Origin of the sequence: Neobacillus sp. B4I6 (assembly GCF_050434045.1) — a bacterium.
In the GTDB taxonomy this organism is placed as follows: Bacteria; Bacillota; Bacilli; order Bacillales; family Cytobacillaceae; genus Neobacillus.
On sequence record NZ_JBNPWB010000002.1, the window covers coordinates 350,436 to 373,250 of the forward strand.

The window sequence follows — 22,815 nt, forward strand, 5'->3', positions numbered from 1 at the left end:
AGTCACGAATGAGTAAAGGTAAGGTAATTATTGTCGGCGGTGGTTTAGCTGGCTTAATGGCAACGATTAAGGTTGCAGAAACAGGAACACCTGTAGAGTTGTTTTCTCTTGTTCCCGTTAAACGTTCTCACTCTGTTTGTGCCCAGGGTGGTATTAATGGAGCTGTAAATACAAAAGGTGAAGGCGATTCAACATATATTCACTTTGATGACACCGTTTATGGCGGAGACTTCTTAGCAAACCAGCCTCCAGTAAAAGCAATGTGTGACGCAGCGCCTGGTATTATTCACTTAATGGACCGTATGGGAGTTATGTTTAACCGTACTCCAGAAGGACTATTGGACTTCCGTCGTTTCGGGGGAACACAGTTTCACCGGACAGCATTTGCAGGTGCGACTACTGGTCAACAGTTACTCTATGCTTTGGATGAACAAGTTCGTCGTGAGGAAGTTGCCGGTCTTGTAACCAAATACGAAGGCTGGGAATTCCTAGGTGCAGTCGTTGATGACGATGGTGTGTGCCGCGGTATCGTTGCTCAAAATTTAAAAACCATGGAAATTAAATCGTTCTCAGGGGATGCTGTAATCATGGCTACCGGCGGCCCTGGTATTATCTTTGGAAAATCTACAAACTCAGTTATTAATACAGGTTCAGCAGCATCGATTGTGTATCAGCAAGGTGCTTATTACGCTAACGGTGAAATGATCCAAATCCATCCAACGGCCATTCCTGGTGACGATAAGCTTCGCCTCATGAGTGAATCGGCTCGTGGTGAAGGCGGCCGTATCTGGACATATAAAGATGGGAAACCATGGTATTTCTTAGAGGAGAAATATCCTGCTTACGGAAACCTGGTACCACGTGATATCGCCACTCGCGAAATTTTTGACGTTTGTGTTAATCAAAAACTCGGAGTCAATGGCGAAAACATGGTATACCTCGATCTTTCTCATAAGGATCCACATGAATTAGATATTAAACTTGGCGGGATTATTGAAATTTATGAAAAATTTATGGGTGATGATCCTCGTAAAGTTCCAATGAAAATCTTCCCTGCTGTTCACTATTCAATGGGTGGACTTTGGGTTGATTATGACCAAATGACAAGCATCCCTGGTCTATTTGCAGCGGGTGAATGTGATTATTCTCAGCATGGTGCGAACCGTTTAGGTGCCAATTCCTTGCTTTCAGCCATTTATGGCGGAATGGTTGTAGGACCAAACGTAGTTAAATATATCAAAGGCTTGGAGAAGAGTTCCGATGCAGTTTCTTCTACCGTATTTGACCGACATGTGAAAGAACAAGAAGATAAGTGGAATTCAATTATGTCCCTAAATGGAAATGAAAATGCTTACGTTCTTCATAAAGAGCTTGGGGAATGGATGACAGATAATGTAACGGTTGTTCGTCATAACGACAGGCTATTAAAGACAGATGAGAAAATTCAGGAACTTCTAGAACGTTACCAAAACATCAATATTAATGATACATCCAAATGGAGCAACCAAGGGGCAGCCTTTACTCGTCAACTTCAAAACATGCTGCAATTGGCTCGTGTTATTACAATTGGTGCATACAACCGGAATGAGAGCCGTGGTGCTCATTATAAGCCTGACTTCCCTACACGTAATGATGAGGAATTCTTAAAAACAACAATGGCGAAATTTGTTGACAGTTCATCAGCACCGGCTTTCCATTATGAAGATGTTGATGTTTCATTGATCAAGCCACGCGAACGCAATTACGCAAAAAGTTAAGGGGGAGTAGGAAGAATGTCTGAAACTAAAATGGTTAAATTTATTATTTCACGTCAAGATAACGAAAATACTACTCCTTATCAGGAGGAATTTGAGGTTCCTTACCGTCCGAATATGAATGTCATCTCGGCGTTAATGGAAATCCGTAAGAACCCATTAAACGCAACAGGACAAGATTCTAGTCCTGTTGCCTGGGATATGAACTGTCTTGAAGAAGTTTGCGGTGCATGTTCCATGGTGATCAACGGGAAGCCTCGTCAAGCCTGTTCAGCACTTGTCGACCAATTGGAGCAGCCGATTCGATTAGCTCCGATGAAAACTTTCCCAGTGGTTCGTGACTTGCAGGTTGACCGGAGTAGAATGTTTGATGCCTTAAAGAAAGTGAAAGCATGGATCCCAATCGATGGTACCTATGATTTGGGCCCAGGACCACGTATGCCTGAGACAAAGCGTCAATGGGCTTATGAGCTTTCTAAATGTATGACATGTGGGGTTTGCCTTGAGGCATGCCCGAACGTAAACAGCAAATCAAACTTTATTGGGGCACAGCCGCTTTCTCAAGTTCGTCTTTTCAATGCCCATCCAACTGGTGCAATGAATAAGGCAGAAAGACTTGAAGCGATAATGGGCGACGGCGGACTTGCAAACTGTGGTAACTCACAGAACTGTGTTCAATCTTGTCCGAAAGGTATTCCGTTGACTACCTCAATTGCTGCATTAAATCGTGATACAACCATTCAAGCCTTCAGAAGCTTCTTTGGAAGCGACCACGCATAGAATGGCGGAAGACTTTTCGTTTAATTAAAATGTGATTCAAAAAACCTTCTTTTCTATCATTGAAAAGAAGGTTTTTTGTCGTCTATGGGCTATAATTGCAATGGTTCTTTCAGTAGTGATTTGTTATACTCTTATTAATAACGTTAGTTCGTTGAAAAAGGAAGGTACATACAGGTGAAATCTAAATTTCCGCTGTTATTTATTCTTACAGGATTAATATTAGTAGGTATTGGGCTTTGGCAATTTATAGATGTGAAAACGCAAACACATGCTTCACTCAAGCAAGCTAAGGAACTAATTGCAGACCAGCCTGAAGATGCCCCTAAAAAGAGGGAAGTAAACAGCAAGCCGCCAAAAATGGGGGAGACAGTTGGTCTTTTAGCCATTCCGAAAATCAAAGCAGAGTTAGGAATCATCGAAGGAACGGACCCCGATGATCTCGAAAAAGGTGTCGGCCATTATAAAGGAGCCTATTATCCTGGTGATCAAGGACAAATTGTTCTTTCAGGACATCGAGACACCGTTTTTCGTAAATTAGGGGAACTTGAGATTGGCGATTCACTGAAGATGGAAATGCCGTATGGATCCTATACTTATGAAATAATTGATACCAAAATTGTTAAGTCTGATGATACGAGCATTATTACGCTCCAACATAATAAAGAGGAATTAATCTTAACAACCTGTTACCCGTTTAGTTATATAGGAAATGCCCCAAAACGATACATTATTTATGCAAAGCCCAAAAACTCCTAATCGCTAGGAGTTTTTTTTTTAAAAACCAATCATCTGTTTGTAAATATAGTCACTACATTAGAACTGTTCACATAAGATATGTTGACTAAATATATACCCACCCCGTGTTCATACTGGCGAAGGCAAGGAGGGTTACAGTACTTGAAGGAGAATGTTTATAATCACAAGCCGTTACTCACCAAACGAGAAAGAGAAGTATTCGAGTTATTAGTACAAGACAAAACAACGAAAGAAATCGCTGGTGAATTATTTATAAGCGAAAAAACGGTTCGGAATCACATTTCAAATGCCATGCAAAAGCTTGGTGTAAAGGGGCGTTCACAAGCAGTTGTAGAGCTCCTTCGAATGGGAGAGCTAGAACTTTAATTATGACCGGCATCCTCTTGGGGAGGCCGGTTTAATTTTGAATAGATAGCCATAAAAAAGGTAAGCAAACGAAATGCTTACCCTTTTGTCTACAATGCAGATCAGCGATACTTGAAAAATACTTTTATGCTTACTTGAAAGCAGGCATTCTAAACCACAATTTTAGCCGAGAAGTGGTATGACTAAATAAGAAGGCTGCTCTAACCCCCATAATAATTAAGGTTGAGAATAAGCTAAAGAGAATATTCAAAGCATATCCCTCCACATTGAAGATTCGTGTTAAAAAGTAACACTAAGGTTATTGTTAATCTAGGAAATAATTTTATTCAGGTTGTGTGTGATAACAGCCACGAATTCAGTGCGAAATTGTCAACGAAAAGTAAATTTGTTACAAAAATTGCGAATAAATCTTCATAAATAAATTGATAATCTAGTTATAGACATTTAAAATAAACCTAGGATAAAAGAAATAATGCTTTTATCTCATCAAAGGATGTTTTTCTTGGAATACAAACAAGTGCAAACAGAACTGGCGGGTTATATTGGGAGAACACTCCGTGAAAACTTCGGCAAAGGTCCCGAATCTGTTTATGTTTCCTATAATCACACGATACTGACTGTTTATTTACGAAACTTTATTTCGCCTTCTGAAAGTGTTTTGTTAGGGCAGCAACAAGAAGCGATGATCCAAACAACAAGAGATTTGTTGATGCAAAAATTAATCCCTGAGTTTAAAGCCTATATTAAAATTTTGACAAGTATGGAAGTTAATGAGTTTTATTATGATTGGGATTTACATAATAAAAGTGGATTATTTGTTTGTATTGGCTCTACCTCGACCGAAATCGAAATTAATAATGAAAAAACCTGTAATTATCATGGTCAAGAATCTCTTCACCAAGAAATTAATAGAATAAGCCTTCAAGCGGAAAAAACGCCTGAAGAGGTCGTTTCCTATTTATTAAATGAAAGAACGCTAGTAGTTATTCGAAATGGAATTCTTGTGCCAATTGAGAAGGAGTTAATTCGTTTAGGGAACTTTGAGATATTAAGGATTGCGAAACGGAATCTAGAGAAGCGATTATTACATAATAGCGGTAATTTTGAATCGATTCTACAAACGAAAGTGAATGATATATTTGTGGATTGGGATTTTTATCGCGATAAAAGTGTAATCGTACTAATATTATCACCAACAGCATAAAGGCGGAAGTGAACTAGACAATTTCAATTGAGCTAGACATAAGCCAGGATGGGATGACTCCTATCTTGGCTTTTATTTTATGGGGGAAGGAATAGATAAATAGAGATGGGCAGTTCAATAAAAGCAACTTATAATGGATCAATTCAAACGAATATAGAAGAAGAATTAGAAAAACGTGAAGAATCCTATCGGGATTTAGTTGACAATTCACCTGACGCCGTAATCATTGCCTGTGAATATGACATTCTTTTTATAAATGAAACGGGTGCAAGATTATTTGGAGCATCAAACAAAGAAGAAATTCAACAAAAGAAAATAGTCGATCTCATCCATCCTGATTATCATGGGCGTATTAAAGAACGGGTGGAAATAGTAACGCGTGGGGATGCAACAGACTTTTTTGAATATAAATTGATCAGGTTGGATGGCACTGTGTTTGAGGCGGAAGTAAAAGGAATTCCCACGATATTTCAAAATAAACCAGCAAGGCATGTTATTATCAGGGATATAACTGATCGAAAAAAAACACTAGAACTATTACTAAATGCTGAGAAATTAAATGTAGCTGGCCAATTGGCAGCAGGGATTGCACATGAAGTACGAAATCCACTCACTGCGATTAAAGGGTTTCTTCAATTAATAGAAACAAAGCTAAATGACCATAAATCTTACTTTGATATTATCCAATCGGAAATTGATAGAATAGAACTTATTCTCAGTGAGTTATTGATACTCGCAAAACCACAAGATCTAAAGTTTGAGCCTGTGCTTTTACAAGCATTGATTGAAGATGTGAAAACTCTGATTGATACCCAGGCAATTATGAATAATGTGCAGATTGAATTTGTTAATGATTGTGGAAATTTAATCATCAACGGCGATAAAAATCAACTAAAACAAGTGGTTATAAATTTTTTAAAAAATGCGATTGAAGCGATGCCGAATGGCGGGGTGATCACTATTGAGCTGAAAAAGCACGGTTTTAATCAAGTAAAGATGCTAATTAAGGATACAGGAAGTGGAATGCCGCATCATGTATTAAAACGAGTAGGGGAACCATTTTTTACTACAAAAGAGAGCGGCACTGGATTAGGAATTATGAATTCCAAACAAATTGTTGAAAATCACCATGGGACCGTTCATTTTTGGAGCGATGAAAAAGGAACGCTAATCGAAGTGATACTGCCAATTAATGGAGATAAGATGGAAAGGTCTAAACAGAGGGGGAGAGGTTTTTTGAAAAAATGGTAAATAAAATAGGCAGGAGTTTTAATAAAGACTAAAATAGGAGGGCTGAGAACAACCTTCCTATTTTTGTTGAGTATTCTATTATTCCGGTGACTTGGTATAACTATATTCTAATTCATCTGTTTTTTCATTGAAATTTACCTGTAAATCATGTCCATTAAAAAACCACAAGTCCCTTTCTTCAACATAAAACCACATGCCCTCTGATTCGAATTTAGTTATCATATCGATTGGCTCGTTATCTACTGTGAAACCGAGCGAAAAACCTTCTTGCACAGGGCTGTTTCCATAAACCTTTGGATAAAACTTCACCTTATCTCCTGTTTTTAACTCTACTTCGTCTTTAAACCACTTTACTGCTGTCTTGCTGATTACAATTTCCATTCTTATCTCACCTTTGGTCGATTATTCTAATTTCTATTTTATTATACTCCAAAGAGTCTTAAACTAATATTTCTAATAGTTTCAACTTGAATTTTTAGCGAAAAAAGTAGAAAATAAGGTAAGTATTTAGATATTTAATTTTTAAACAATATGTTTAAATAGATATGGTCTTGAGGAGAAGAGAAGCTTTTTATAGGAGTGTTATGAGATGAAACACGAAAATTCACAAGAAGCAAATGGTGAGATTGTTGCCAATATTGAGAAGGATTTACGCTACATCTCTGGGATCATCAAGCAAAAAGGAAGAGAAATGCTAAGTAATTATACGATTACTCCACCGCAATTCATTGCATTGCAATGGCTCTTTGAAGATGGTGATATGACAATCGGGGAGCTCTCTAATAAGATGTATTTGGCATGCAGTACGACGACAGATCTTGTTGATCGAATGGAGAAAAATTTACTCGTAGAGCGGGTAAAAAATCCAAACGATCGTCGTGTTGTCAGAATTCATCTACTTGAAGAGGGCAAGCGAATCATTGATGAAGTGATTAAAAAGCGTCAAGTCTATTTAGAAGAAGTGTTGGTCGATTTCTCATCTGAAGAAATTCAACTTCTTCAAAAAAGTTTAACGAAATTGCATCAGGAAATGCGTTAAAAGAGGCGATAAGTTTGAAACAAGCAATTGGTGTTATTGATTCCGGCGTTGGCGGATTAACTGTTGCCAAAGAGGTAATCAGACAGCTTCCAAATGAGAAAATCATCTATTTGGGCGATACCGCACGTTGCCCATATGGTCCGAGAACAACAAAGGAAGTAAAGAGGTTCACTTGGGAAATGACCTCTTTTTTATTAGAAAAGAAGATTAAGATGCTCGTAATTGCCTGCAATACGGCAACAGCAGCGGCACTAGACGAGATTCGTAAGGAATTGTCCATCCCAGTCTTAGGGGTAATTAATCCTGGAGCACGGGCGGCAATCAAAAAGACAAAAAACTACCGTGTCGGAATTATCGGCACAGTGGGTACAGTAAAAAGTGGTGCTTATGAAAGAGCCTTGAAATCATTAAATAGCCGGCTTTTTGTCAAAGCACATGCTTGTCCAAAATTTGTCCCTCTTGTAGAGAGTGATGAATTTGGTGGACCGATTGCGGAAAGAATTGTCGACGAGGCTTTAAAGCCGATGCAGAATCAGAACCTGGATACCCTTATTTTAGGCTGCACCCATTACCCATTGCTTGAGCCCGTCATAAAAAATGTCATGGGTGAGTCTGTAAGCGTAATTAGCTCTGGTGATGAGACCGCTCGAGAAATAAGTGCAATCCTCCAATTTAATGGGTTACTTGATTCGTGTGAAGAAGAACCAGAGCATGAATTTTACACAACCGGTTCAAGGCGGATATTTTCAAAAATCGCCTCACAATGGCTGGGGAATCCAATTAACAATGTGCAAAAGATCAAGCTATAAGTCGAGCCTTCTTTAAATAAGAGGCTCGTTTTTATTTTGCTGAAAAAACGATAATGTCCACCGCCCATGGACATTTGTGCACGAGTGGTACCTGACACCATTTTTACCATTGTTACTATTGTTACTATTTATGTTATTTTTTTAAATATTGTTCTATTTTTCTTGTGTAAGTCGGTCTAATTTCTCTCTAGGCTCGTATACATGTTAGTACAAACTGTCTTAGGGGGAAATAGTTATGTCTAAAAATAAAGCAAAGATCCTTATGTCGACTGTGCTTACTTCAACAGTTCTACTGTCAGGTTGTGGATTATTAGGGTCGGAAACACAAAAGAAAATTGATCCACCAAAGAGTACGACGATTGCGGAAAAAACAACGAGTAAGGAACCGACGGCTAAAGAAACGGCTAAGCAAGAAGACACAGTCAAAACGGAGCTTTATCTGGTTGATAAAGATGGCTATGTTGTACCGCAAACATTGGACCTACCGAAAACAACATCAGTTGCTAAACAAGCCCTTGAATATTTAGTGGCGAATGGACCTGTTACAGATCAACTACCAAATGATTTTCGAGCAGTCCTCCCAGAGGACACGGATCTGTCTGTGAATATTGATAAAGATGGCGTCGCCACGGTTAATTTTTCAAAAGAGTTTAAGAATTACCAAGCTGAAGATGAGATGAAGATCCTCCAATCGGTCACTTGGACGCTGACTCAGTTTGATAATGTTAAAACCGTTAAGCTAAAAATGAACGGTCATGATTTAACGGAAATGCCTGTTAATGGAACACCAATAAGTGAAAACCTTTCAAGAGCCACCGGTATCAACTATGATACAGCGGATGTAACTGATATCACCAATACCAAACCAGTAACTGTCTATTATATTGGCGGTGAAGAAGGCTCCTACTATTATGTACCTGTGACGCGCCGGGTTAGCAACACTGAGAAAGATCCCTATGTTGCAGTCGTCAATGAATTAATAAAAGGACCTAGTGGGAAATCACCACTCGTATCTGAATTTATGTCAGATGTTAAACTCCTAGAGGCGCCAAAGTACGAGGACGGACAAGTAACCTTGAACTTTAATGAGAATATTTTTGGCAGCTTTGAAGAAAAGGAAATTTCACAGCATTTACTAGATGCACTCGTGCTTTCCTTAACGGAACAAGAGGGTGTTGAAAAAGTGGCTGTTCAAGTAAATGGCAAGGCAGACATCAAAGATGACAATGGCAAAAAATTAACTGAACCAGTAACTCGACCAGAAAAAGTCAATACAGGTAGTTTTTAAAAAAAATTATTTGTTATACTATATAGTGACCAAGAAAGAGGTTGGCTTTAAGCCCGCCTCTTCTTTATTTGGTATAAGTAAAATTCATGTACCAATTTAAAAATGCTTTACAAAGTTGAAGGAGGTAGTATTTGTGCGTGTTGATGGAAGAGAGCCGCTCCAACTAAGGCCCATACATATTGAACCAAATTATTTAATGCACCCTGAAGGTTCTGTCCTTATTTCTGTTGGTGATACGAAAGTAATTTGTGCTGCAAGTATTGAAGAGAGAGTTCCTCATTTTATGAGAGGGGAAGGCAAAGGCTGGATTACTGCCGAGTATTCGATGCTGCCAAGGGCGACAGAAACAAGAAACATTCGCGAATCGTCAAAAGGGAAGGTCTCTGGCCGGACAATGGAAATTCAACGGTTAATCGGGCGTGCCCTTAGAGCAGTTGTCGATTTAGGGGCGTTGGGTGAAAAAACCGTTTGGATCGATTGCGATGTGATCCAAGCGGATGGCGGGACACGAACAGCCTCGATCACCGGTGCATTTGTGGCGATGACCCTCGCTTTAAATTCTTTAGCAGAGAAAAAGTCGTTTGCAAGGTTTCCGATTACGGATTATTTAGCGGCAACAAGTGTGGGGATTTTACAAAATGACCAAACTGTTCTTGACTTAAATTATGCAGAGGATTCTAAGGCACAGGTCGATATGAATGTAGTCATGACTGGAAATGGCGAATTTGTTGAACTGCAGGGAACGGGCGAGGAATCAACATTCTCCTACGAGCAGCTTCAAGGTCTGCTTAGTGCTGCTCAAACTGGGCTTATGGACCTATTTGAACGACAAAAAGAGGCTCTAGGTGAAGAGATTACCCGAAAAATAGAATCACGAAGACAAAAATAAGGGGCGGTTATGAGTGAAAGAAGTTATTATTGCGACGAAAAATCCTGGAAAGGCGCGGGAATTTGAGCATATCTTTGCATCAAGAGGGATCGAAGTCCGAACCTTGCTTGATTTTCCTGAAATCCCGGACGTAGACGAAACGGGTACGACCTTTGAAGAAAATGCGATCTTGAAGGCGGAGGCTGTCTCCCAAGAACTTGGGAAAATGGTGATTGGCGACGATTCTGGCCTGATGGTGGACGCGCTTGAAGGAAGACCAGGAATCTATTCAGCACGCTATGCTGGGGAACCAAAAAATGACCAGAACAATACAAAAAAAGTCCTGTCAGAATTAAAAGGACTTCCAGATGAAAAGCGATCCGCACGATTCTACTGTGCTTTAGCTGTCGCCGTTCCAGGTCAAGAAACCATAACAGTGTCAGGCACCTGTGAAGGTCGTATTCTTGAAGAACAAAGAGGTACCAATGGATTTGGTTATGATCCTGTTTTTTATGTGCCTGAGAAAGGTCTAGCCATGGCCGAATTATCATCAGAAGAAAAAAATAAAATCAGCCACCGTGCGAATGCGTTGAAGAAGCTCGATGTGGTCTTGGATTCTATTTTAGAAAGAGCGGAGAAGTAATGAGCAAGATTTTAGTGGTTAGTGATAGCCATGGGTTGACGAAGGAACTCCAATTGTTAAGAGAAAGGCATTCTGAAGATGTTGATTTAATGATTCATTGTGGCGATTCGGAATTGATGCCTGATGATCAAGCGATATCTGGATATATAACGGTAAGGGGTAATTGTGATTTCGGCAGCGGATATCCGTTGGAGACGATAGCCGAGGCGGCGGGGAAGAAATTCTTCATTACCCATGGGCATCTTTATTCAGTAAAATCTTCTTTGATGAATATTAAATATAAAGCACAGGAAGTAAACGCCGATATCGTCTGTTTTGGCCACTCGCATGTCCTTGGTGCGGAAGTGATCGATGGTACCTTATTTTTAAATCCAGGCAGCATTCGTTTGCCAAGGGAACGCTTAGAAAAAACCTATGTTATTCTTGATTTGCAGGATGAGAAAGTTAAAATGTCAGTGTTTGAAGCGGATGGACGGGAAATTTTTGAGCTTGCTCGTGAATTTACCCTTCAATAAATGAGAGGGAGATTTCCTCTCCCTTTTATTTTTTAAAAAAAATAATCGAAAGTCTGTTGACTTTTTGATATTACGGTAATATAATAAATCTTGTCTTAAACAACTTATATGTCCCAGTAGCTCAGCTGGATAGAGCAACGCCCTTCTAAGGCGTGGGTCGGGAGTTCGAATCTCTCCTGGGACGCTATACTACATGGTAGAAAAAAACTCACTTTTATAAGTGAGTTTTTTTTGCCTTCTATTTATGCTAAACTATGTTCCAAGACTATCATAAGGGCGGATTTTATGAAAAAACGGGAACCTGTGAAAAGAATAGATAATGTGATCTTTTTTCCCGGACTTGAAAAAAGATTAACTGACAAAGGTCTGGAAAACCTTGAAAAGAAAAAATTTAACGAAGCGATAAACCTTTTGGAAGAAGCCAGAGAACATGATCCTGACAATGACGAAATATTGATTGGTTTGGTTCTGGCTTATTTTGAAGCATCTTCTTTTCAAAAAGCAAAAGCACTTGCCAAAGAAATGCTTCATAAAGGAATTGGGGACTATTTGCAAATGGTTGATCTCTATTTGACTGTCCTGATCCAGCTTCATGAATACCAGGAAATTGTAGCAACAATTGAAGTCTTATTAGAAGAAAAAGAGATTCCGCCTGAAAAACATGACCACTTTTTAACCATCCTGCAATTCAGCCGTAGAATGGCAGAAAACCGTCAACCAGACCCAGACACAGAAACAGAATCAATTACATATGACATCACCCCAGAGGAAACAAACGTTCATGAACTAAACCTTTTTTCGATTGATAATCTAAACGAACAAATGCTCCTCGTTTCGAGCTTGGCTGAGAAAAACATTCGCCCCTACCTCCCTGAGATTGCCGAATATTTGGCAGCAGAAGCAGGACATCCATTCCTTAAAACAATCCTGTTATCTCTTTTAAAAGAACAGGAAATTGATAGAGAATTATCTGTCATGAAATTTGAGATGGAGAAAAAAGTTATTCCAACACATCTTCCAGAAGTTAGGGAAGAACCAAGATTGAAAGAGGTAAAGGCTTTATTAGAGGCTCAATTGGAAAGTGAAGACCCCGTTCTTTTTGAAAACAGCTTCAGAATGGCAGAGCGAAATTTTTTTATAAGCTATCCTTTCGAATTGCAGCCGAAAAGCACTGCTGCTTGGGCTGCAGCCTTTCACCACTTGGCCGAATATTACCTAGGTATGGACATAAAGATACATCACTTGTCCGGAGAATATGAAGTTCCGGTGGAGGAAATAGAAGAAGCTATCGCGATGATTGAGGTAATTGAGAAAATTTCTTATCCTAATATATAGGCTTCGCTGTTGAAAGAAAACAAACCTATGTTATAATGTAGTGGTTGCATTGTGTAAAAAACACATTTAAAAGAAGGATAATAGCTTGATGGACAAGTTATTTCCAAACTCAAATTCGTTACGAATGATATGAGAATAGATTGTTGGAGGGAAAATGTATGTCAGCAAAATGGGAAAAACTAGAAGGTAACCGCGGCGTTCTTACGGTTGAAGTAAGTGCGGAAAAAGTAAATGAAGGACTAACTGCGGCTTTTAACAAAGTTGTTAAGCAAGTAAATGTTCCAGGCTTCCGTAAAGGAAAAATGCCTCGTCCAATGTTTGAAAAGCGTTTTGGTGTAGAATCACTTTATCAAGATGCATTAGATATTCTTCTTCCAGAAGCATACGGAAGTGCAATTGACGAAACAGGCATCGAGCCAATCGACCGTCCAGATATCGACATCGAGCAAATGGAAAAAGGCAAAGAACTTATCTTCAAAGCTACTGTTCAAGTAAAACCTGAAGTAACATTAGGCGAATACAAAGGCTTAGAAGTAGAAGCACTCGATACAAACGTTACTGACGAAGACGTTGCTAACGAACTAAAAACTCTTCAAGAGCGTCAAGCTGAGCTTGTAGTTAAAGAAGAAGGCACAATTGAAAATGGTGATACTGTTGTTCTAGATTTCGAAGGGTTCGTTGATGGCGAAGCGTTCGAAGGTGGAAAAGCTGAAAACCATTCACTTGAAATTGGTTCAGGATCATTCATCCCTGGCTTTGAAGAGCAATTAGTAGGTTTAGCTACTGGCGAATCCAAAGACGTGGAAGTTACATTCCCTGAAGAATATCATGCAGCTGAGCTTGCTGGTAAACCTGCAGTATTCAAAGTAACGATTCATGAGATTAAAGGTAAAGAACTTCCTGCATTAGATGACGAGTTTGCTAAAGATGTGGATGATGAAGTTGAAACATTAGACGCACTTAAAGAGAAAATCAAAACTCGTTTAGAAAACAGCAAAAAGCACGAAGCGGAGCATCATTTACGTGATACAGTTGTTGAAAAAGCTGCTGCAAATGCAGAAGTGGAAATTCCAGATGTAATGATCAACAGCGAAGTAAATCGTATGCTTCAAGAATTCGAACAACGCTTACAAATGCAAGGTATGAACCTTGAACTTTACTTCCAATTCTCAGGTCAAGACGAAAATGCTTTACGTGAGCAAATGAAAGAAGAAGCTGTAATTCGCGTTCGTACGAACTTAACATTAGAAGCGATTGCTAAGGCTGAAAACCTTGAAGTAACTGAAGAAGAAGTTGATGCAGAACTTGAGAACATGGCTGGAATGTACAACATGACCGTTGATAGCATTAAACAAGCATTAGGCGGACTTGAAGGTATCAAATCAGACCTTAAACTTAAAAAAGCAGTTGACTTTATTGTTGAAAACAAGAAGTAATGTTTAAAATATTGCAAGGCACGATTTGAATCGTGCCTTGTTTTATACATTTTTTCAATTACATATTATAATAAGAAGTGGGAACATTTTTAACAATGGGCAGGAAAACAAGTTAGACATAGCGAATAAACAATAAATAATTTCCAGACAGGTTTGAGATTTATTTTCCTCATAATGGTTAAGATTAATGAGTACATAAGTTTTTAAAATGAATCACACCTAACAAAATGAGAGTTCTGAAAAACATATTTACCCTAAGCTTTTTATTTCCAGTCCATTGGCTTTATGTGTTACAATGCAACATACATACTATTCAATTATTAGAAAAAGACTCGAATTTTGGTTGTGTGATTCGCAAGTTACAATAGGGTTTTAACACGTTTTAAGGGGTGAAAGGATTGTTTAAATTTAATGATGAAAAAGGACAATTAAAGTGTTCCTTCTGTGGTAAAACGCAGGACCAAGTTCGTAAACTGGTTGCCGGGCCAGGAGTTTACATATGTGACGAATGTATTGAACTTTGCACCGAAATCGTTGAGGAAGAACTTGGAACGGAAGAAGAAGTAGAATTTAAAGATGTACCAAAGCCAAAAGAAATTTGTGAAATTCTTGATGAATATGTTATTGGTCAAGATCAAGCAAAGAAGTCTCTTTCTGTTGCAGTTTACAATCACTATAAGCGCATCAATTCTAATAGCAAAATAGATGATGTTGAGCTTGCAAAGAGTAATATTTGTATGATTGGACCAACAGGAAGCGGTAAAACTTTACTAGCCCAAACACTGGCACGTATTCTGAATGTACCTTTTGCGATTGCAGATGCAACTTCCCTTACCGAAGCTGGATATGTTGGGGAAGATGTTGAGAACATTTTATTAAAATTAATTCAATCTGCTGATTATGATGTTGAAAAGGCAGAAAAAGGAATTATTTATATTGATGAAATTGATAAAATCGCACGAAAATCCGAAAATCCTTCGATTACAAGGGATGTTTCTGGTGAAGGTGTTCAACAAGCATTATTAAAAATTCTTGAAGGTACGGTTGCAAGTGTTCCACCACAAGGGGGAAGAAAACACCCGCATCAAGAATTTATCCAAATCGATACAACGAATATTTTATTTATCTGCGGCGGAGCATTTGACGGGATTGAACCGATTATTAAGCGTCGTTTAGGCCAAAAAGTTATTGGTTTTGGTTCAGATATTAAGCAGCAGGAAGTGGGACAGAAAGAACTTCTTTCCAAAGTATTACCTGAAGACTTATTACGCTTTGGATTAATTCCTGAATTTATCGGACGTCTTCCTGTAATCGCAAGTCTTGAGCAATTGGACGAAGCAGCATTGATTGAAATTTTAACAAAGCCAAAAAATGCACTTGTTAAACAATATCAAAAAATGCTTGAAATCGATGAGGTTGAACTTCAATTTGAAGAAGGCGCATTGACTGAAATTGCCAAAAAGGCAATTGAACGCAAAACCGGCGCCCGTGGTTTACGTTCGATTATCGAAGGAATTATGCTCGATGTTATGTTTGACCTTCCTTCACGTGATGACATTACAAAGTGTGTCATTACTAAAGAAACGGTTATTAACAATAGTGTTCCAAAACTTCTTTTGGAAGATGGAACTGTTGTTGCTGAAGAAAAATCTGCATAATAATTGACGAAGACTCGGCTTAGGCCGGGTCTTTTCTAGTTGTATCGTCCCTCCGAACAGTTTCTTACAATTTGTGGTTTATTCCACCCCACTGCAGGAAATACTTATTAATATATATTTAGTAATAAGTTGAAATGCAGGAGGGAAATGTATGAGTTGGACGGGGATTGCCTTATTTATACAGCTATTTTTCGGAATCATCATTGGGCTGTATTTTTGGAATTTGCTGAGGAATCAGCGGACACAAAAAGTATCCATTGATCGGGAATCCCGAAAGGAAATGGATCAGCTTCGCAAAATGAGATCCATTTCACTTACAGAACCATTAGCTGAAAAAGTTCGGCCTACAAGCTTTCAAGACATTGTCGGCCAAGAAGATGGAATCAAATCATTAAAAGCAGCACTATGTGGACCAAATCCGCAGCATGTGATCATTTATGGACCTCCAGGAATTGGAAAAACAGCAGCTGCACGGCTTGTGTTAGAAGAGGCGAAAAAAAACCGTAAATCACCATTTAAACCTGAATCCGTGTTTATTGAACTAGACGCAACAACGGCACGATTTGATGAAAGAGGTATTGCCGATCCCTTAATTGGTTCCGTTCATGACCCAATCTATCAAGGTGCCGGAGCGATGGGACAAGCAGGAATTCCACAGCCGAAACAAGGGGCAGTTACCAACGCCCATGGCGGTGTCTTGTTTATCGATGAAATCGGCGAATTGCATCCGATTCAAATGAATAAGCTGTTAAAAGTATTAGAGGATCGCAAGGTCTTCCTGGAAAGTGCGTATTACCACGAGGAAAATAACCAAATCCCGACGCATATCCATGATATTTTTAAAAATGGACTTCCGGCTGATTTTCGTTTAATCGGCGCGACAACAAGAACGCCGAGTGAAATCCCGCCTGCGATTCGATCGCGCTGTATGGAGGTTTTCTTCAGGGATTTAAATCAGGAAGAAATTGTGGAAATTGCCAATAATGCCGCGAAAAAAGTTAACCTTCAAATAAGCGAACTTGGTGTGAATACCATCGCAAACTATGCAAGAAATGGCCGTGAAACAGTCAATTTGATTCAGATCGCAGCAGGACTTGCGATTACGGAAGACCGTAATTTTATCAAGGATGAAGATATTGAATGGGTCATTCATGCTAGTCAAATGTCACCAAGAATGGAAAGAAAGATTAATGATATTTCTCATGTCGGACTTATCAATGGACTGGCAGTCTATGGTCCGAATTCAGGTGCATTACTAGAAATCGAAGTGACTGTGATCCCAGCAAAAGATAAAGGATCGATCAATATTACTGGAATCGTAGATGAAGAAAGTATTGGCGGACAAGGGAAATCGATTCGTCGGAAGAGTATGGCGCGCGGTTCGATTGAAAACGTTATCACAGTTTTGCGATCAATGGGTGTACCAGCAAATGACTATGATATCCATGTGAATTTCCCAGGTGGTGTTCCCATTGACGGACCATCGGCCGGAATCGCAATGGCGACGGGAATTTATTCCGCTATTTATAAAATTCCAATCGATAACACCGTGGCAATGACAGGAGAAATAAGCATCCATGGAAATGTAAAGCCGATTGGCGGTGTCTATCCAAAGGTGAAGGCAGCGAAAAAAGCAGGAGTAAAAACGGTGATCATCCCAGAAGAAAATATGCAAACAATTCTTAAAGAAATTGACGGAATCAATATTATTCCCGTTACCCATCTACACGAGGTATTTGAGATTGCCCTAGTAAATGACTATCAGAAAATGGATGCGATCCCTGCATCGATTGAACTATCAAAAAAAGAGAGTATCTAACGAAAAACTTCGGTTTGTGGTTCAATAGGCAAACCGAAGTTTTTTATTGCATAATTATTAATGTGAGAAATCTAACAGAAACATAGAAAGAATTCTTTATGTTTGGGGAAAATAAATTCATGCTGAAAATGAGGTTTCATACACCATCTCTAAAAATAGACACTTAAAAATAAATAGGATAGAATTGTACAAAGACCATTCTGATTTTGCAGTTAAAAAATGATTTGCATGTGGAGGTGCAGTATTTTGACGAAAAAGAGCGAATTGATCGTCCCCCTCCTGCCGCTTCGAGGATTGCTCGTCTATCCGACTATGGTCCTTCATTTAGATGTAGGACGTGAAAGATCAGTACAAGCACTTGAAAAAGCAATGGTAGATGACCATTTAATATTCTTAACCACTCAAAAGGAAGTTTCTATTGATGACCCTTCTGAAGAGGATTTATACACGATTGGAACCTTAACGAAAGTTAAACAAATGCTTAAACTGCCAAACGGGACGATAAGAGTATTGGTTGAAGGATTAAATCGCGGGGAAATCGTTTCATTTCATGATGAAGAAGACCACTATGCTGTTACGATTATTACCCACGAAGACCCGGATACGAAAGATGTCGAAGACCAAGCCTTAATGAGAACGATGCTTGATTATTTCGAGCAATACATAAAATTATCGAAAAAGATCTCTGCAGAAACCTATGCTTCAGTTGCAGATATTGAAGAACCTGGCAGAATGGCGGATATCATCTCTTCCCATTTACCAATCAAATTGAAGGAAAAGCAAGAAATCCTTGAAATGACAGATATTAAAGAAAGAGTAAACAAAGTAATTGATACCATTCATAACGAAAAAGAAGTCCTGAATTTAGAAAAAAAGATTGGTCAGCGTGTTAAGCGTTCCATGGAAAGGACGCAAAAAGAGTATTATTTGCGTGAGCAAATGAAGGCGATCCAAAAGGAATTAGGCGATAAGGAAGGCAAAACTGGCGAAATTGCTGAACTTACCAAAAAAATTGAGCAAGCAGGTATGCCTGAACATGTTCTTCAAGCCGCACAAAAAGAACTTGAACGTTATGAAAAGGTGCCAGCAAGCTCAGCTGAAAGTGCCGTAATTCGCAATTATATCGACTGGCTCATTTCCATCCCTTGGTCGAAAAAAACAGAGGATGACATTGATATTCTCCGTGCTGAAAAGATATTAAATCAGGACCATTACGGACTTGAAAAAGTAAAGGAGCGCGTCCTCGAATATTTAGCTGTTCAGAAGCTGACGAATTCGTTAAAAGGACCAATCCTTTGTCTTGCAGGACCTCCAGGGGTTGGGAAAACAAGCCTTGCCCGCTCGATTGCGACATCACTCAATCGAAATTTTGTCCGCATCTCACTTGGCGGTGTTCGTGATGAATCTGAAATTCGTGGACATCGCAGAACCTATGTGGGTGCAATGCCAGGACGAATCATCCAAGGAATGAAAAAGGCGGGTACGATTAACCCGGTCTTTTTACTTGATGAAATCGATAAAATGTCAAGCGATTTCCGCGGGGATCCATCAAGCGCCATGCTTGAAGTACTTGATCCTGAACAAAATAGTAATTTTAGTGACCATTATATAGAAGAAACCTATGATCTTTCCAAGGTCATGTTTATAGCGACAGCCAATAACTTATCAACAATTCCTGGTCCGCTTTTGGACCGAATGGAAATTATCACGATTGCCGGTTACACGGAACTTGAAAAAGTCCATATTTGCCGAGATCATTTACTTCCAAAACAGATTAAAGAAAATGGTCTTTCCAAAGGAATTCTTAAGGTCCGCGATGATGCGATTCTAAAAGTGGTTCGTTACTACACACGTGAAGCAGGCGTTCGAAGTTTAGAGCGTCAGATGGCAACACTTTGCCGGAAAACGGCAAAAATCATTGTTTCCGGTCAAAAGAAGCGTGTCATCATTACCGAAAAGAATATTGAAGAGTTTTTAGGAAAAACAAGATTCCACTATGGGATGGCCGAGTCAGAAGATCAAGTTGGAGTAGCAACTGGGTTAGCCTATACAACGGTGGGTGGAGACACTCTTCAGATTGAGGTTTCTTTAGCACCAGGGAAAGGGAAACTTGTGTTAACTGGAAAGCTTGGCGACGTAATGAAGGAATCAGCACAAGCGGCGTTTAGTTATATCCGATCCAAAGCTAAGGAACTTGGGATTGATGAGGATTTCCATGAAAAATATGATATCCACATTCACGTTCCAGAAGGTGCAGTTCCTAAGGATGGACCATCGGCCGGTATTACCATAGCAACGGCGCTTGTATCAGCCTTGTCGGGCAGAGCCATTCGCCGAGAAGTAGGAATGACCGGAGAGATTACTTTAAGAGGCAGAGTTCTTCCAATTGGCGGCTTAAAAGAAAAAACACTTAGTGCTCATCGAGCGGGCTTAACAAAAATTATTCTTCCAAAGGATAATGAAAAAGATATTGATGATATTCCTGAAAGCGTTAGGAATGAACTGGATTTTGTCCTTGTTTCCCATGTGGACGAAGTCTTGAAGCATGCCCTGTTGGAAGGTGAAGTGAAATGAAGGTAGTCAGCTCAGAGATAGTCATCAGTGCAGTAAAGCCAGAACAATACCCGGAAACAGACTTACCTGAATTTGCGCTTGCAGGTCGTTCCAATGTCGGTAAATCTTCTTTTATCAATAAAATGCTAAACCGAAAAGGTTTGGCGAGAATATCTTCCAAGCCAGGAAAAACACAAACGCTTAATTTCTATTTAATTAACGAAATGCTGCATTTTGTCGATGTTCCTGGCTATGGATACGCAAAGGTTTCAAAATCTGAGCGGGCCGCTTGGGGAAGAATGATTGAAACGTATTTTACATCGCGGGAGCAATTAAAAGCGGCGGTTCAAATTGTTGATCTTAGACATCCACCCTCAAAGGATGATGTCATGATGTATGATTTCTTAAAGCATCACGAAATTCCTTGTGTCATCATTGCCACCAAGGCAGATAAAATCCCTAAAGGGAAATGGCAAAAGCATTTAAAAATAGTAAGAGAAACCTTAGATCTTGATAAAAATGACCAAATGGTTCTTTTCTCATCGGAAACTGGTTTAGGAAAAGACGAAGCATGGTCTGTTCTACAGAGTTTTATGTAAAAAATAAACGCCTGGGCATGAGCGCCAGGCGTTATTTTTTCTTCTTTAGGAGAAAATAAATACCAACCACAATGAGAAGAGCGGGCCAAAATTTCCACACAAAACTCATCCCATTTTGAAGTAAATCAAAATAGGCAGTAATTTTATCATAAAATAAAAGAAGGATTGCTAAAATAAGAAAGAGGAATGCTTGGAACAATCCTGAATTCGTCTTTTGAAATCGCAGAAAAAATCCGATTGAAATGATTAAAATTAACATACCAATATTGTTACTAGGCCAAAAGGACACCTTACCGACAAGATGGAAGTGAAGTCCAAATCCAGCCATAATGACGCCAGGAAGTATTGCCTCAGACTCTTTAGCAGAATAACCTTGACCTAAAAAGGCAATTCCAACAATCATAAGTAAGGTCGGCCATGTGAAAAATTGTTGGAAAATAGTGATCCCAGTTTGCTGCAATAGGAAGTAAGCTCCAAAGCCTATAAGAATGATCCCAGGAAAAATTCGTTGATTCTTCATTAAAAACACCGCTTCCAGTAAGGTTCACTTGAATCTCGTCCATTTTTTTGGTACTGTACATAAGGAAGTATTTAAAAAAATAGTTATGGGTATTAAGAAAGTCTAAAGGAAACTTTGTTAATGTGTCCCTATCGGGATCAGCATTACTCGACTTACTTAAATATATTACCATATAGTTTCGTTTTCTGTTCACATTTTTCGAGCAAAAGTCGAAATTGCTCATGATATAATCATACTAGTTAAGTTGCAATATCTATTGGGGGTGTCCTTTCAAATGCATACATTAGTGATCGGTATTAACTATAAAACTGCCCCTGTGGAAATTCGTGAGCGGTTGTCATTTAATGAAGCTGATCTTGCGGAGGCCATAAAAAAATTAAATACCAAAAAAAGCATCCTAGAAAATATCATCTTGTCTACATGTAATCGTACGGAAATTTATGCGGTTGTGGATCAATTACATACAGGCCGCTATTATATTAAAGAATTTCTGTCAGAATGGTTCGGGATAGAACAAAAAGAATTTTCTCCGTTTTTATTTGTGTATGAAGACGATGGCGCAGTTGATCATTTATTTAACGTAACTTGTGGACTTAATTCCATGGTTTTAGGAGAAACACAAATCCTTGGCCAGGTTCGTACGAGCTTTATGCTAGCGCAGGAAGTTGGAACTACGGGGACCGTATTTAACCACTTATTTAAACAAGCGGTTACCGTTGCCAAACGCGCGCATTCAGAAACTGATATTGGTGCGAATGCTGTATCTGTCAGCTATGCCGCAGTGGAATTGGCGAAGAAGATTTTTGGTTCACTTGCTAATAAACATGTGTTAATTTTTGGCGCAGGAAAAATGGGTGAATTGGCTGCCCAAAACCTGCATGGTAATGGTGTGAAGAAAGTTACAGTTATCAATCGGACCTATGAAAAAGCACAAGACTTAGCTCATCGTTTCAGCGGCAAAGCAAGATCCTTAGCTGAATTAGAGAAATCATTGGCGGAAGCAGATATCCTGATCAGTTCAACCGGTGCAAAAGACTTTGTTATTTCAAAAGAAATGATGGTCAAGGTCGAGAAAAAGCGCAAGGGTAAGCCGTTATTTATGGTGGACATTGCTGTACCGCGCGACTTGGATCCAAGAATAGCTGAACTTGAAAATGTCTTTTTATACGATATCGACGATCTAGAGGGGATTGTTGAGGCCAACCTGCAAGAACGTAAGAAGGCGGCTGAAAAAATCATGCTCATGATTGAAAAAGAAATCGTTGAGTTCAAGCAATGGCTAGGTATGCTTGGAGTGGTCCCGGTTATCTCGGCGCTTAGAGAAAAAGCACATGTAATCCAATCGGAAACCATGGTTAGTTTGGAGAGAAAGCTGCCAAATTTATCAGAGCGTGATCTAAAAGTGTTAAATAAACATACAAAAAGTATCATCAACCAGCTCTTAAAAGACCCTATATTACAAGCGAAAGAATTGGCTGCGCGACCTGATGCAAATCAAGCAATGGATCTTTTCATGAAGATCTTTAATATTGAAGAGCTTGTTGAGGAACAACATTCGAAAGCAGCCGAAACCAATCAAATACCGGTTACAACACCGCAGGCTTCCTTTCAGTCATAAGGGG

Annotated in this window: 21 protein-coding genes and 1 tRNA gene; 20 read left to right on the top strand and 2 right to left on the bottom strand. The window is 39.2% G+C overall.

What is annotated here, in order from left to right:
• Positions 1–8 precede the first annotated feature (8 nt).
• The 6 genes from sdhA (at position 9) to QF028_RS03535 (ending at position 6,111) form a co-directional block, all read left to right on the top strand.
• Positions 9–1,757, top strand: coding sequence for a succinate dehydrogenase flavoprotein subunit (gene sdhA / locus QF028_RS03510; RefSeq protein WP_168245261.1), 1,749 nt, complete (start codon positions 9–11; stop codon positions 1,755–1,757).
• Between the two features lie 15 nt (positions 1,758–1,772).
• Positions 1,773–2,534 (top strand): succinate dehydrogenase iron-sulfur subunit, encoded by a 762-nt coding sequence (gene sdhB, locus QF028_RS03515; RefSeq protein WP_410883937.1) that lies wholly within the window; start codon positions 1,773–1,775, stop codon positions 2,532–2,534.
• Between the two features lie 174 nt (positions 2,535–2,708).
• Positions 2,709–3,290, top strand: a complete 582-nt coding sequence (locus QF028_RS03520; RefSeq protein ID WP_429464145.1) for a class D sortase — start codon at positions 2,709–2,711, stop codon at positions 3,288–3,290.
• Between the two features lie 141 nt (positions 3,291–3,431).
• Positions 3,432–3,656, top strand: coding sequence for a spore germination transcription factor GerE (gene gerE, locus QF028_RS03525; RefSeq protein WP_026563391.1), 225 nt, complete (start codon positions 3,432–3,434; stop codon positions 3,654–3,656).
• A gap of 493 nt (positions 3,657–4,149) precedes the next feature.
• A complete protein-coding gene (locus QF028_RS03530) occupies positions 4,150–4,860 on the top strand; it encodes a Na-translocating system protein MpsC family protein (RefSeq protein WP_429472172.1) in 711 nt (236 codons plus the stop codon).
• A gap of 105 nt (positions 4,861–4,965) precedes the next feature.
• Complete coding sequence (locus tag QF028_RS03535) at positions 4,966–6,111, top strand: ATP-binding protein (protein WP_429464147.1); 1,146 nt, start codon at positions 4,966–4,968, stop codon at positions 6,109–6,111.
• Positions 6,112–6,189: 78 nt separating this feature from the next.
• Here the strand turns inward: QF028_RS03535 and QF028_RS03540 are convergent, their stop codons facing one another.
• Positions 6,190–6,492, bottom strand: a complete 303-nt coding sequence (locus QF028_RS03540; RefSeq protein ID WP_429464149.1) for a HesB/YadR/YfhF family protein — start codon at positions 6,490–6,492, stop codon at positions 6,190–6,192.
• Positions 6,493–6,700: 208 nt separating this feature from the next.
• On the opposite strand from QF028_RS03540, the gene QF028_RS03545 reads away from it, so the two are divergent.
• The 13 genes from QF028_RS03545 (at position 6,701) to yihA (ending at position 20,673) form a co-directional block, all read left to right on the top strand.
• A complete protein-coding gene (locus tag QF028_RS03545; RefSeq protein WP_429464151.1) occupies positions 6,701–7,150 on the top strand; it encodes a MarR family winged helix-turn-helix transcriptional regulator in 450 nt (149 codons plus the stop codon).
• A 14-nt stretch (positions 7,151–7,164) separates the two neighbouring features.
• A complete protein-coding gene (gene racE, locus QF028_RS03550) occupies positions 7,165–7,959 on the top strand; it encodes a glutamate racemase (protein ID WP_251032917.1) in 795 nt (264 codons plus the stop codon).
• 235 nt (positions 7,960–8,194) lie between these two features.
• Complete coding sequence (locus QF028_RS03555; RefSeq protein ID WP_429464153.1) at positions 8,195–9,247, top strand: GerMN domain-containing protein; 1,053 nt, start codon at positions 8,195–8,197, stop codon at positions 9,245–9,247.
• Positions 9,248–9,380: 133 nt separating this feature from the next.
• Positions 9,381–10,136: a ribonuclease PH gene (rph, locus tag QF028_RS03560; RefSeq protein WP_429464155.1), complete on the top strand. Its 756-nt coding sequence runs from the start codon at positions 9,381–9,383 to the stop codon at positions 10,134–10,136.
• Positions 10,137–10,149: 13 nt separating this feature from the next.
• Positions 10,150–10,758 carry an XTP/dITP diphosphatase gene (locus QF028_RS03565; protein ID WP_429464157.1) on the top strand — a complete coding sequence of 203 codons (609 nt, stop codon included), beginning with the start codon at positions 10,150–10,152 and terminating at the stop codon, positions 10,756–10,758.
• The gene (locus tag QF028_RS03570) at positions 10,758–11,273 is read left to right on the top strand and encodes a metallophosphoesterase family protein (protein WP_429464159.1); all 516 of its coding nucleotides are present in this window, start codon (positions 10,758–10,760) and stop codon (positions 11,271–11,273) included. The genes QF028_RS03565 and QF028_RS03570 overlap by 1 nt, the downstream gene beginning before the upstream one ends.
• A gap of 110 nt (positions 11,274–11,383) precedes the next feature.
• A tRNA-Arg gene (locus QF028_RS03575) sits at positions 11,384–11,457 on the top strand.
• Between the two features lie 101 nt (positions 11,458–11,558).
• Entirely contained in the window at positions 11,559–12,608 is a 1,050-nt protein-coding gene (locus tag QF028_RS03580; protein WP_429464161.1) for a tetratricopeptide repeat protein, read from the top strand.
• 158 nt (positions 12,609–12,766) lie between these two features.
• Entirely contained in the window at positions 12,767–14,044 is a 1,278-nt protein-coding gene (tig, locus tag QF028_RS03585) for a trigger factor (RefSeq protein WP_429464163.1), read from the top strand.
• 398 nt (positions 14,045–14,442) lie between these two features.
• The gene (clpX, locus tag QF028_RS03590; protein WP_088089168.1) at positions 14,443–15,702 is read left to right on the top strand and encodes an ATP-dependent protease ATP-binding subunit ClpX; all 1,260 of its coding nucleotides are present in this window, start codon (positions 14,443–14,445) and stop codon (positions 15,700–15,702) included.
• A 151-nt stretch (positions 15,703–15,853) separates the two neighbouring features.
• A complete protein-coding gene (gene lonB / locus QF028_RS03595; protein ID WP_215000905.1) occupies positions 15,854–17,521 on the top strand; it encodes an ATP-dependent protease LonB in 1,668 nt (555 codons plus the stop codon).
• 246 nt (positions 17,522–17,767) lie between these two features.
• Positions 17,768–20,095: an endopeptidase La gene (lon, locus tag QF028_RS03600; protein ID WP_410883914.1), complete on the top strand. Its 2,328-nt coding sequence runs from the start codon at positions 17,768–17,770 to the stop codon at positions 20,093–20,095.
• On the top strand, positions 20,092–20,673 hold the full coding sequence (gene yihA / locus QF028_RS03605; protein ID WP_168245246.1) for a ribosome biogenesis GTP-binding protein YihA/YsxC: 582 nt from the start codon (positions 20,092–20,094) through the stop codon (positions 20,671–20,673). Before lon ends, yihA begins: the two co-directional genes overlap by 4 nt.
• Positions 20,674–20,704: 31 nt before the next feature.
• Here the strand turns inward: yihA and QF028_RS03610 are convergent, their stop codons facing one another.
• Positions 20,705–21,193 (bottom strand): LiaI-LiaF-like domain-containing protein, encoded by a 489-nt coding sequence (locus QF028_RS03610; protein WP_214731802.1) that lies wholly within the window; start codon positions 21,191–21,193, stop codon positions 20,705–20,707.
• Between the two features lie 274 nt (positions 21,194–21,467).
• Between QF028_RS03610 and hemA the strand changes: the two genes are divergently transcribed.
• Positions 21,468–22,811, top strand: a complete 1,344-nt coding sequence (gene hemA, locus QF028_RS03615) for a glutamyl-tRNA reductase (protein WP_429464167.1) — start codon at positions 21,468–21,470, stop codon at positions 22,809–22,811.
• The last annotated feature ends 4 nt before the right edge of the window (positions 22,812–22,815 follow it).

Bases quoted from the DNA above. Each gene is read 5' to 3' on its own strand.
- sdhA (WP_168245261.1), top strand. From the start codon at position 9: ATGAGTAAAGGTAAGGTAATTATTGTCGGCGGTGGTTTAGCTGGCTTA.
- sdhB (WP_410883937.1), top strand. From the start codon at position 1,773: ATGTCTGAAACTAAAATGGTTAAATTTATTATTTCACGTCAAGATAAC.
- QF028_RS03530 (WP_429472172.1), top strand. From the start codon at position 4,150: ATGTTTTTCTTGGAATACAAACAAGTGCAAACAGAACTGGCGGGTTAT.
- QF028_RS03535 (WP_429464147.1), top strand. From the start codon at position 4,966: ATGGGCAGTTCAATAAAAGCAACTTATAATGGATCAATTCAAACGAAT.
- QF028_RS03540 (WP_429464149.1), bottom strand. From the start codon at position 6,492: ATGGAAATTGTAATCAGCAAGACAGCAGTAAAGTGGTTTAAAGACGAA.
- QF028_RS03545 (WP_429464151.1), top strand. From the start codon at position 6,701: ATGAAACACGAAAATTCACAAGAAGCAAATGGTGAGATTGTTGCCAAT.
- QF028_RS03555 (WP_429464153.1), top strand. From the start codon at position 8,195: ATGTCTAAAAATAAAGCAAAGATCCTTATGTCGACTGTGCTTACTTCA.
- QF028_RS03570 (WP_429464159.1), top strand. From the start codon at position 10,758: ATGAGCAAGATTTTAGTGGTTAGTGATAGCCATGGGTTGACGAAGGAA.
- QF028_RS03580 (WP_429464161.1), top strand. From the start codon at position 11,559: ATGAAAAAACGGGAACCTGTGAAAAGAATAGATAATGTGATCTTTTTT.
- tig (WP_429464163.1), top strand. From the start codon at position 12,767: ATGTCAGCAAAATGGGAAAAACTAGAAGGTAACCGCGGCGTTCTTACG.
- lonB (WP_215000905.1), top strand. From the start codon at position 15,854: ATGAGTTGGACGGGGATTGCCTTATTTATACAGCTATTTTTCGGAATC.
- yihA (WP_168245246.1), top strand. From the start codon at position 20,092: ATGAAGGTAGTCAGCTCAGAGATAGTCATCAGTGCAGTAAAGCCAGAA.
- QF028_RS03610 (WP_214731802.1), bottom strand. From the start codon at position 21,193: ATGAAGAATCAACGAATTTTTCCTGGGATCATTCTTATAGGCTTTGGA.
- hemA (WP_429464167.1), top strand. From the start codon at position 21,468: ATGCATACATTAGTGATCGGTATTAACTATAAAACTGCCCCTGTGGAA.